This is a genomic window from Allobosea sp. 01N443 (genome assembly GCF_056399325.1).
This window is the reverse complement of sequence record NZ_JBFTRC010000197.1, coordinates 1-10,488: the sequence shown is the minus strand read 5'-3', so window position 1 is coordinate 10,488 and position 10,488 is coordinate 1. Positions and strand designations below refer to the sequence as shown.

The window sequence follows — 10,488 nt, the reverse complement described above, 5'->3', positions numbered from 1 at the left end:
CCCGGGAGCAGTTCGATTACCTGCTCGATCACGGCGTGCATTTTGCCCAAGGCTGGTTCTTTGCAAAACCGCTCCCCGCCAAGGAGTTCATCGCCTTCTATCACGACAGGCAGGCGAGCCACGGTTCGGGGCCCGATGTCATCMGGCGCGCCGCCGCCTGAACGGTCTCGCGGTTACGCCGGGAGCAACCGACCGAGTTTCGCCACAACCTCCTCGACCGTGTCGGCGGTCACGCGCGAGATGCCGAAGACGAGCCCGGTCCGGGGCGGACCAAGATGGAAGCGCGACATGGGCTGCATCGCATAGCCGTGCTGGCTGAGATGGTGAGCCGTGGCGCGATCATCGGCACGCTGATCCTTGAACCATGCGGCCAGCTGGAGGCCACCTGTACCGCCGCCGAGGTGCAGAACCTGACCGCAATGATGGCTCAGGGCCGCCATACTCATGGCCATGCGCGCGGCATAGGCAGCGTTCATCTTGCGAATATAGGCGCGCAGCCGCCCCTCTCGGATGAAATCGGCAAGCGCCGCCTGAACATGGATCGGTACAACCGCGCCTCGGAGTTGCAGGCCGACATGGGCGTCTTCCAGCAGCCAGGGTGGAACGATCGCATAGGCGACCCTTACCCCCGGTGCCAGAACCTTCGAGAACGTGCCGAGATAGGCGACGACATTGTTCCGATCGATGCCCTGCAGCGCCGCGATCGAGCGGGATGCGTACTGGAATTCGCTGTCGTAATCGTCCTCGATGATCAGAGCTCCGCTGGCTTGCGCGACCTCCAGCAAGGCCAGTCGGCGTTGCAGGCTCATCGTTGCGCCAGTGGGGTATTGATGCGAGGGCGTGACATAGATCAGCCGCGCCGGCGGGCCGGAGGCCTTGCTGACATCGATCCCTGCACTGTCGCAGGGGACCGGGACGATGCGTGCTCCGGCCGCCTGCAGCAAGGCCCGTGCCGCCGGGTATCCTGGCTCTTCCATCCAGGCGATGCTGGCATCGCTTGCGGCGGGTTGGAGCCGGATGGACGCGAGCAGGCCGATCGCCGCCCTGGTCGAGGGAAGGACGAGGACCTGCTCAGGCCGCGCGACAACCCCGCGCCGGTCGGCGACATGAGCGATGATCGCTTCCTGCAACTCGCGGATGCCACCGGCGTCGCCGTAGCCGAGATCGTGAATCCGCAGCGAGCGGGCTCGGGCGCCCAGGCATCGCGCCCAGGTTGCGTGCGGAAAACCGGCCAGGTCCGGGATGCCGGGCTCGAAGAGTTTCTGGGCGGGCGGTTCGGCGCTCGGCCATGGAGTGGTCGGCTCGGCGCGATCCGGTCCCGGGGAGGGCAGCTTCGCAACGGGGGCAACGCGACTGGCCGATCCGGACGCGGCCTCAAGATATCCTTCCGCTTTGAGCCGGTCATAGGCCAGGACGACCGTCGAGCGGGCGACACCAAGAGCGTTGGCCAAAACGCGCGTCGACGGCAGGCGCTGACCTGCAAGCAATTGGCCCTGCAGGATGCGGTCCCGTACCGCGCGGTAGACCTGTCCTTCTAGATCGCCCGCGGCCCGATCGAGCGGAGACCACACCGGATGCGGAGGTGTTGTCGCGACGTCCAAAGTGGTCTGATGAAAATCCATGAACTGGCAGTTTATGTCCTACCGGCAATCCCGACAACTGTCGCCGGTTCCGGTCTTCAGCCCGGTTCGACATCAGGAACGCATCATGGATCTCTCACATTGGAAGGGCGTGCCGCGTCCGGAACGCGTAGCGCTGGATGGGCGATACACTCGGCTCGAGCCGCTGGAGGCTGCGCGGCACGGTAAGGATCTCTTCGCCTCAGCCCAGCAACCAGGCGCGGAGGACCGCTTCCGCTATCTGTTCGAGGAGGCGCCGGCCGATCTGGCAGCCTTCGATCCCTGGCTCGAGAAGGCGTCAGCCTCGCCCGATCCGCTGTTCTTTGCCGTGATCGACAAGAGGACCGGTCGGGCCGAGGGACGCCAGGCGCTGATGCGGATCGAGCCTGCACATGGTGTGATTGAGATCGGCAACATTCTGTGGGGACCCGCGATCGCTCGCGGTCGCGTCGCGACCGAGGCGCTCTATCTCTTTGCCAGCCATGCCTTCGACACGCTCGGCTATCGCCGTTTCGAGTGGAAGTGCAATAACCTCAACGAGCCCTCGAAGCGCGCCGCGCAGCGCTTCGGCTTCACGCCGGAGGGCGTGTTCCGCCAGCACATGGTCACCAAGGGGCGAAACCGCGATACGGCCTGGTTCGCGATGGTCGATGGCGACTGGCCGCGCCTGAAGGCCGGCTACGAGGCCTGGCTCAGCCCGGATAATTTCGACGAGACCGGCCAGCAGCGTTCGAAGCTGGCATTTTAGGATTGGCGCCAGCGTCTCGCATGCCCTTCCGGTCAAGGCGTTTGGCTGGATGGGCGCGATACGGGGTGGGGAGGCCGCAGGAGCGGCTTTCCCCTACCGCTCCGTGATCTTGAACTCGATCCTGCGATTGCGGCGATAGGCTTCGTCGTTGCTGGCGAGATCGAGGGGTTGGAACTCGCCGAACCCGGTTGCAGCGATGCGATCGGCGGGGAGGCCGCGTGTGATCAGATACTCGACAACCGCGACCGCACGCGCCGTCGACAGGCTCCAGTTGGACGGGAACTGTGCGGAGCGGATCGGGCGTGCGTCGGTGTGGCCGTCGACGCGCAGGATCCACGGGATATCGGGTGGCATCTCATGGCCGAGATCGGTCAGGATGGTTGCGAGCTTGTCGAGTTCGGCCTTTCCTTCAGGCTTCAGCACGGCTTGGCCGGCATCGAAGAACACCTCTGACTGGAAGACGAAACGGTCCCCGACGACGCGGATGTCGGGACGTGCACCGAGCACCTGCCTGAGACGGCCGAAGAAGTCGGAACGATAGCGCGCCAGTTCCTGCACGCGCTGGGCGAGGGCGACATTCAGGCGCGAGCCGAGATCGGCAATACGGGCCTGCGATTCCTTGTCCTTGGCTTCGGAAGCCTCGATGGCCTGCTCGAGCGCAGCGAGTTGCCGGCGCATGGCCTGGATCTGCATGTTGACCTGCTCGACCGTCGCCTGGGCTCTCGCCGAGAGCTGCTTCTCCGCGTCGAGCGCTTTCTGGGTGTCGGCAAGCTGGGCTGGTCCGTTCGTCGCCTGCGCTTCGAGCGCACCCTGCAAGCGGCCGCGCTCGCTCTGTTCGCGCGTCAGGGTCGATTGCATCAGGAGCAGGTTCTCCTGGGCCTGCCGGTTGGAGACGCGCTCCAGCGCAAGCAGGTCGGACAGCTCTGATATCTGGCGATTCAGCCGTTCCAGCGCGGTGTCCTTGCCGGTCAATTCCTGCGACAGGAAGAACTGACCGAGCACGAAGACCGAGAGCAGGAAGACAATGCCGATCAGCATCGTCGAGAGGGCATCGACGAAGCCGGGCCAGAAATTCAGCTGCTCACGGCGGTAGGTGCGAGACAAAGCCATGGCTTCAGGCCTCCTTCGGCTTCGCGTACGCCTTCGTCAATGAGCCCGACGAGCGGATCATGGCTCGGAGACGCCGTTTGCGGTCAGCCGCTCGATCAGGCGCTTCAGATCCTTCTCGCGCGCAGCCTGCGCCTCGACCCAATCGCGGATCAGCTGCTGTTCGGCGCGCATATGCTGGACCAGCCCCTGCACGCCTTCGGCAAGGTTCGAGATGGCCTGAGTGGCGGCGCGGTTATTGGGGCCGTCGGCCAGCGCTGCACTGAGCCGGTCGAGCTTGTCGCCGAGATTGCGGCCGATCTCGGGGGCGAAGCCGGGGGCCGCGACGGCCGAGGCCGCCTCCCGGCTGCGCGAGCCGAGCCAGCTCTCGAGTTCGTTGCGGAAGCGGCGCTGTGCCTGGCCGACCTGCAGTTCCAGGAAGCCGAGGATCAGCGAGCCCGCGATGCCGAAGAGCGAAGACGAAAAGGAGAGGCCCATGCCGGCAAGCGGTGCGGCGAGGCCGGCCTTGAGTTCGTCGAAGAGCACGCCGGCTTCAGCGCCGGTGCGCAGGCTCTTGATGACGTTTCCGACCGAGCTCACGGTTTCGAGGAGGCCCCAGAAGGTGCCGAGCAGGCCGAGGAAGACAAGCAGGCCTGCGAGATAGCGCAGGACCTCACGACCGTCGTCGAGCCTGACCGCAATCGATTCGAGTACGGAGGCCGCTTGAGTGGGGGCGAGGGTCCCGGCGTCGAGGGCCGGCAGCACGGGACCGAGCGGGGCAATGACCTGGCCGCGCTCGACATCGGCGAGCCCGGGCGCTGCGGCGAGGCGGGTCGCAGCGGCCGCTTCGCTGTTGACGCGCCAGAGCTCACGCAGTGCGATCAGCGCTCCGACCAGGAGCGCGCCGAGGATGAGCCCGTTGAGACCGGGATTGGTCATGAAGGCCGTGACGAGGCCGCCCTGGAGGATGAAGCCCAGGAATCCGATCAGGGCAAGGAACAGGATTGCGCGGATCGCGTAGCGCAGCGGCCGCGAAAAGCGGGTGGTTTCCCGTGTCGTCGCGACCGTGCCCATCTCGGCCGCTGGGACCTCTCTGTCCATGCCTCGTCTTCCGTTCGCCTGGAGCCTGCCACTCCCGGGTGATCCCGAGCCGGCGTCTCTCATCAACCATCCGGCCGTCAGCGGGGTGGACCCGAATCCGGTCACCCCTGTCCACGGCCGCAACGCTGGAGGCAGACTGTCGCCTCCCGCTGCGCCATGATCAAGCGTGAAAGATCAAAGCTGTATGTCAGCCAGCCGTCTTGAGCGCGGCGCGAAGCGCTTGTTCACCGACTTCGTTGCCGCAGATGATATCCTTGGCGCTGGTCGGCTGCTTGCCATCGAGGGTGCCGAAGGTACCGCCAGCCTCGCGGATCATCACGGCGCCCGCCGCGAAATCCCAGGTGTTGAGGCCGCGTTCCCAGTAAGCGTCCATCCGGCCGGCCGCGACATAGGCGATGTCGAGCGCAGCGGAGCCCAGGCGGCGGACATTGGCAAAGCGCGTCATGACGGCGCCGAGCTCGCGCAGAAAGAGCGGGTGGCCGCCCTTGCCGATATGCGGCACGCCCATGCCGATCAGCATGTCGGTCGGCTCACGGCGGCCGGAAACGCGCATCCGGCGGTTGTTGACATAGGCGCCCTTGCCCTTCTCGGCGATGAAGAGCTCGTCCTTGGCTGCATCATAGACGATGCCCGCGACGAACTGGTTGTCGCGCTCCAGCGCCACCGAGATGTTCCAATGCGGAATGCCGCGCAGGAAGTTATGGGTGCCGTCGAGCGGGTCGATATGCCAGCGGTTGCTCTCGTCGGTGCCGTGGACGACGCCGCTCTCCTCCATGACGAAGCCGTAGCCTGGCCTGGCCTTCTCCAGCGATTCGCGCAGGATGCTCTCGGCCTTGTGGTCGGCCTTCGAGACGAAATCACCCGGGCCCTTGGCGAGCACCTGCAGGTTCTCGATTTCTCCGAAGTCGCGCTTCAGCGAACGGGACGCCTTCATCACGGCGTCGGTCATCACGGTCATCAGGGGAGAGCGGATCATCTAAAACCTCATGCGCGCCTTGAACGCGAGAAGGCCGGCAGCGCCATCGCTCCGGCCTGGAAATTCTGCCGTCACTTGCTCGGCTGGCTCGGCGTAGTCAAGGCCGTGCCCTCGATCCGGTCGGCGGCGACGCGTGCGATCCGGTTCATCTGCTCAGGTGTCATGCGATCAAGCAACTGGTCGAGCATGGGATCGTCGAGGCCCTGGGCCCTGGCGGCGAGATGCCAGGCAGCGGCCTCGGCACTGTCGGGAGCGATGCCGCGGCCAGCCAGATAGAGACGGGCGATGCGGTTCTGCGCTATCGCATTGCCCTTGTAGGCGGCGCGCAGGAAGAGCCTGGCGGCAGCTGTTTCGTCGGTGGCGACGCCCTCGCCATTGAACAGCATGATCGCATATTCGATCTCGCCCGCGACATTGCCGCTCTGTGCCGCCTTCGCCATCCATTCGGCGGCCTTCGCATTGTCCTGCGGCACGCCGCGGCCCTGATTGTAAAGCGTGCCCAGCGCGTGTTCGGCATCGCCGATATCGGCTTTCGCGGCGATTTCGAGAGAGGCAATAGCCCGCTTGTCGTCGGCCTCCTTGCCTGTCGCGAGCAGCGCCAGGGCCAGGTTGTAGTTGGCGGCCGGATGCCCGGCTGCGGCGGCACGTTCCAGCAGCTGGCCGGCCTTGGCGGGGTCGCGCTTGCTGCTGCGCTGGTCGAGCAATGCGATGGCGAGCGCATAGACGGCGTTGATGTCGCCACGGTCGGCTGCGCGCTCATACCATTCGGTGGCGGCCGTGGTGTTTTCCGGGACGCCGAGACCCTGGCGATAGATTTCGCCGAGCAGTGTCATGGCAGCAGCGTCAGTGTTATCAGCCTCGACGCGCTTTAGCGCCTCTTCCTGAGCCCTGCGATAATGGCCAGCCTGAAGGGCGCCATAGGCGAGGTCGATATCGGCGGCCGACGCAAGCCCGGCCGGCGCGAGCGCCAGCCCGACGAGCAGCAGGTTGCGCCGAAGGCGTCTCACCGGCCGGCCTTCCGGGTTGCGCAGGCGGCAATCGCCGCATTGGCGGCCTCGACAAGGGCGCGGATGTCCTGATCTTCGCCAAAGGCCCATTCGCCGAGCGCGATGAATTCGGCGCCGGTTTCGACAAGTGCCGGCACGGATGCCGCGTCGGGCGCATAGGCGACGCATGGCGTCTCGAAGATCTCCGCCCACCAGGTGGCGCGCTCGACGACGGCCGGCAAAGGCGGCATCGAGYCGTCAGGCCGCGGTTCGCCGAACATCACGTAGTCGACGCCTGCCTCGCCGACATCCATGGCGTCGTGCCGGGCGCGCAGGCCGCCGGCGCCGATGATGCGCTCATCGCGCAGGCTGGAGCGCGCCTCGCGGATCGCCTCCGGGCCGTCGACCAGGTGCACGCCATCGGCGCCACYGCGTGTCGCAATCAGCGCGGAACCTTCGACGACAAGCGCAACGCTGTTCGACTGAACGGGCCCGGCGATGCGCTTGACGCGCTCGATCCGGCTGCGGTCGTCGCCCTCGGTGAGGCGGAGCAGCACGGCGGCGACGTCGCCGCCGGCGAAGGCCTGCATCAGGCGGAATGACATGGCCTCGGCATCCGCGACGGGCGGAGTGACGAGCATGAGGCGGGTCTGTGAGGTTGTCATGGTCATGATCTTGCGCGCAAACGGCCTGCGAGAGCGTCCAATGTCAAGACCGCAAGCCCGGCGACCAGACTCCAGAAGGCGGAACCGACGCCGAAAAGCGAGAGGCTGGACGCCGCAACGGCGAAGGTGATGACGGCGGCGAAGCGCTCGGAATCCTTGGCCATGGACTGGCCGAGCGCGCCTGTCAGCGAGCCGATGAGGCCGAGTCCCGCGACCGCGACGATCAGTGCCTTGGGCATGGCGATGATGAGCGCGAGCAGCAGACCGGCTGTCGCGGCGATGCATAGCCAGAACAGGCCGTAGGCGATGCCGGCCTTCCAGCGTTGCTTGGGGTCGGGATGAGTGTCGGCGCCCGTGCAGATCGAGGCGCTGATCGCTGCGAGATTGACCATATGCGCGCCGGTCGGCGCCGTGATGAAGGACATCAGCCCGGTGACGAACAGACTGGGCGAAGTCGGCGGATGATAGCCGGCGGCGCGCAGCACGGCGAAGCCCGGCAGGTTCTGCGCGGCCATGGTGACGAGATAGAGCGGGATGCCGATGCCGATGATCGCGGTCAGGTCAAAGCGCGGCCAGGTCAGGACGAGTTCGGTCAGCGCCATGTCGCCGCCGGGCAGGGTTGCGAGGCCGGTTCCAAAGCTCAGCGCCAGGCCGGCAGCGAGCGCGGCGATGACGCCAAGAAACGGGTTGATCAGGCGCGCGACCAGGAAGACGGCGAGCAGCGTCAGGACAAGGGCGGGTTGCAGCTTCATCTCGTCGAAGACGGCGACGACAAAGCGGAAGATGACGCCGGCGAGCATGGCCGAGGCGATGGTCATCGGAATCCGCTCGATCAGCGCGCCGAGCGGCCGGAAAGTGGCGGTCAGCATCATCAGCGCCGCAGCGGCGAGGAAACCGCCGATCGCGGCTGCGAGATCAAAGCCGCTTGCGGCCGCGATCAGAGCGGCGCCGGGTGTCGACCAGGCGCAAATGATCGGCATCCGATGGCGCCAGGACAGCCAGATGCTGGCGAGCCCCTTGGCGATGGCGAGCCCGACGATCCAGGACACCGTCTGTGCCTGTGTCGCCCCAATGGCTTGCGCCGCGGCAAGCACGACCGCGACGGAGGCGGCAAAGCCGACAAAGACCGCGACCAGCGCGGAAAAGACGATCGACATCGGGCACTACCGCGGCAGTAAGGTAAGCCGCGCAGGGAGTGCGCGGCCAGACGGGCCTTTCCTTGAACCAGAAAAGCACGGCGCCCGGAAGGGCAGGGACGAAACCGGCTCATGTCCGCGGCGCCTGTCGCRGAGCTGCCACGGCTCCCTTTTCAAAGTGAAACGCCCGGCGAAAGGCCGGGCGTTTCTGTTCGGTGGGTTCAGGCCTGGGTCGCGACTCTGCGCCGCGCCGCGCCGATCCGTCCGTCCGTCCGTCCGAGCGGTGTGACTTACGCGGCCCTGCCCGCAAAGGTCGGGTCGAGCTCGCCCTTGGCGTAACGCTTGGCCATCTCGGCGGTGGTGGCGACGCGCTTGATCTTCGAGGCCTGTCCGGCGGTGTTGAACTCCTGCAGGCGCAGCGTGCAGAGCTTGGTCATTGCCTCCATGGCGGGCTTCAGATATTTGCGCGGGTCGAATTCGCCGGGATGCTCGGAGAGGATCTTCCGGATCTGGCCAGTCATGGCCATGCGATTGTCGGTGTCGATGTTGATCTTGCGCACGCCGTGCTTGATGCCGCGCTGGATCTCCTCGACCGGTACGCCCCAGGTCTGGGGCATCTTGCCGCCATACTGGTTGATGATGTCCTGCAGGTCCTGCGGCACGGAGGAGGAGCCGTGCATCACGAGATGCATGTTCGGCAGCTTCTTGTGGATCTCCTCGATGACATGCATGGCGAGGATCGCGCCGTCGGGCTTGCGCGTGAACTTGTAGGCGCCGTGCGAGGTGCCCATGGCGATGGCGAGCGCATCGACCTTGGTCTCGGCGACGAATTTCACGGCCTCCTCTGGATTGGTCAGGAGCTGGTCGTGGGAGAGCTTGCCCTCGAAGCCATGGCCGTCCTCCTTCTCGCCTTCGCCGCTTTCCAGTGAGCCGAGCACACCGAGCTCGCCCTCGACCGAGATGCCGCCGAGATGAGCCATCTCGGTCACCGTCTTGGTCACACCGACATTGTAGTCCCAGTCCCCCGGGGTCTTGCCGTCGGCCTTGAGCGAGCCGTCCATCATCACCGAGGTGAAGCCGGCCTGGATCGCGGTCATGCAGGTCGCCGGCTCGTTGCCGTGGTCGAGGTGAACGCAGACTGGGATATGCGGGTAGATCTCGGTGACGGCGTCCATCATGTGCTTGAGCATGATGTCGTTGGCGTAGGAGCGGGCGCCGCGCGAGGCCTGGATGATGACGGGCGCATCGGTCGCGTCCGCTGCGGCCATGATCGCCAGTGCCTGTTCCATGTTGTTGATGTTGAAGGCGGGCACGCCGTAATCGTTCTCGGCGGCATGGTCGAGCAGTTGGCGAAGCGTGATGCGGGCCACGATGGTCCTCCCTTTGGGCTTAGAGCGTTCGGGGAGGATTTAGTGCGGATGACCCGTCATGGCAAAGCGAAAGCGGCCGCAGCGTGAATGCAGTTCGTGGCCGCGCGCTCCAATGAGGCGCGCCTGCTCGGCAAAGTCGCCGGTATGGTCTCGGCCATCGTGACCAGGCCTGCAGGGTCATGTCCCTGCTTTTGGACGAGCTCTTCCGGGGAGCGCTTAGCCGAGCATATGTCCAAGGATGACTGAGGTTCAGTCACCGGGCCCGCAGCCAGAAGGCCGGTGATGCCGATCGGCAACCAGCGCGGCCCCGGCCAGCCGACGAAGTCGGCAGGCACGTCGATTGTTCGATTGGAGCCCTGCCAGACCTGCTGTGCGGACGTGGAACAGGAAGATGAAGGCGTTGCGGCTTACCGCGTCCGCAGCGCCTCGACGCCCGGCAGGGCCTTGCCTTCCATCCACTCGAGGAAGGCACCGCCCGCCGTCGAGACATAGGACAGGTCGTCGGCGACGCCAGCATGGTTCATTGCTGCGACGGTGTCGCCGCCGCCGGCGACGGCCACGAGCCGGCCGGCCTTGACGCGCTCGGCCGCAGCCTTGGCGACTGTGACCGTCGCCGTGTCGAAAGGATGCAGCTCGAAGGCGCCGAAGGGGCCGTTCCACACCAGCGTCCTGACGGTGTCGAGCTTGAGCACGACCTCGGCGACGCTGAGCGGGCCAGCATCGAGAATCATCTCGTCGGCAGCGACCTCGGTGATCGGCACGACGCGGTGTCCGGGATTGGCCTTGAACTCACGGGCGACC

At 66.1% G+C, this 10,488-nt stretch carries 10 protein-coding genes; 1 reads left to right on the top strand and 9 read right to left on the bottom strand.

The window, feature by feature from the left end; translation table 11 throughout:
- Positions 1–173: 173 nt before the first annotated feature.
- Positions 174–1,622, bottom strand: a complete 1,449-nt coding sequence (gene pdxR / locus AC1DRP_RS30660; RefSeq protein ID WP_476770459.1) for a MocR-like pyridoxine biosynthesis transcription factor PdxR — start codon at positions 1,620–1,622, stop codon at positions 174–176.
- An 82-nt stretch (positions 1,623–1,704) separates the two neighbouring features.
- On the opposite strand from pdxR, the gene AC1DRP_RS30655 reads away from it, so the two are divergent.
- Positions 1,705–2,367, top strand: coding sequence for a GNAT family N-acetyltransferase (locus tag AC1DRP_RS30655; RefSeq protein ID WP_476770460.1), 663 nt, complete (start codon positions 1,705–1,707; stop codon positions 2,365–2,367).
- 93 nt (positions 2,368–2,460) lie between these two features.
- Here the strand turns inward: AC1DRP_RS30655 and AC1DRP_RS30650 are convergent, their stop codons facing one another.
- The 8 genes from AC1DRP_RS30650 to pgk all read right to left on the bottom strand — a co-directional run.
- Positions 2,461–3,477, bottom strand: a complete 1,017-nt coding sequence (locus AC1DRP_RS30650; protein ID WP_113513290.1) for a peptidoglycan -binding protein — start codon at positions 3,475–3,477, stop codon at positions 2,461–2,463.
- Between the two features lie 57 nt (positions 3,478–3,534).
- Positions 3,535–4,527, bottom strand: coding sequence for a flagellar motor protein MotA (locus tag AC1DRP_RS30645; protein WP_441488349.1), 993 nt, complete (start codon positions 4,525–4,527; stop codon positions 3,535–3,537).
- Between the two features lie 214 nt (positions 4,528–4,741).
- Positions 4,742–5,530: an inositol monophosphatase family protein gene (locus AC1DRP_RS30640; RefSeq protein ID WP_476770458.1), complete on the bottom strand. Its 789-nt coding sequence runs from the start codon at positions 5,528–5,530 to the stop codon at positions 4,742–4,744.
- 71 nt (positions 5,531–5,601) lie between these two features.
- Positions 5,602–6,537 carry a tetratricopeptide repeat protein gene (locus tag AC1DRP_RS30635; protein ID WP_476770457.1) on the bottom strand — a complete coding sequence of 312 codons (936 nt, stop codon included), beginning with the start codon at positions 6,535–6,537 and terminating at the stop codon, positions 5,602–5,604.
- Positions 6,534–7,181, bottom strand: a complete 648-nt coding sequence (locus AC1DRP_RS30630) for a thiamine phosphate synthase (RefSeq protein ID WP_476770456.1) — start codon at positions 7,179–7,181, stop codon at positions 6,534–6,536. Before AC1DRP_RS30630 ends, AC1DRP_RS30635 begins: the two co-directional genes overlap by 4 nt.
- Positions 7,182–7,183: 2 nt before the next feature.
- Entirely contained in the window at positions 7,184–8,338 is a 1,155-nt protein-coding gene (locus tag AC1DRP_RS30625) for a benzoate/H(+) symporter BenE family transporter (RefSeq protein ID WP_476770455.1), read from the bottom strand.
- Positions 8,339–8,607: 269 nt separating this feature from the next.
- A complete protein-coding gene (fba, locus tag AC1DRP_RS30620; protein ID WP_441488201.1) occupies positions 8,608–9,687 on the bottom strand; it encodes a class II fructose-bisphosphate aldolase in 1,080 nt (359 codons plus the stop codon).
- Positions 9,688–10,094: 407 nt separating this feature from the next.
- On the bottom strand, positions 10,095–10,488 hold a 394-nt coding region (gene pgk / locus AC1DRP_RS30615; RefSeq protein WP_476770454.1), incomplete at its 5' end, for a phosphoglycerate kinase.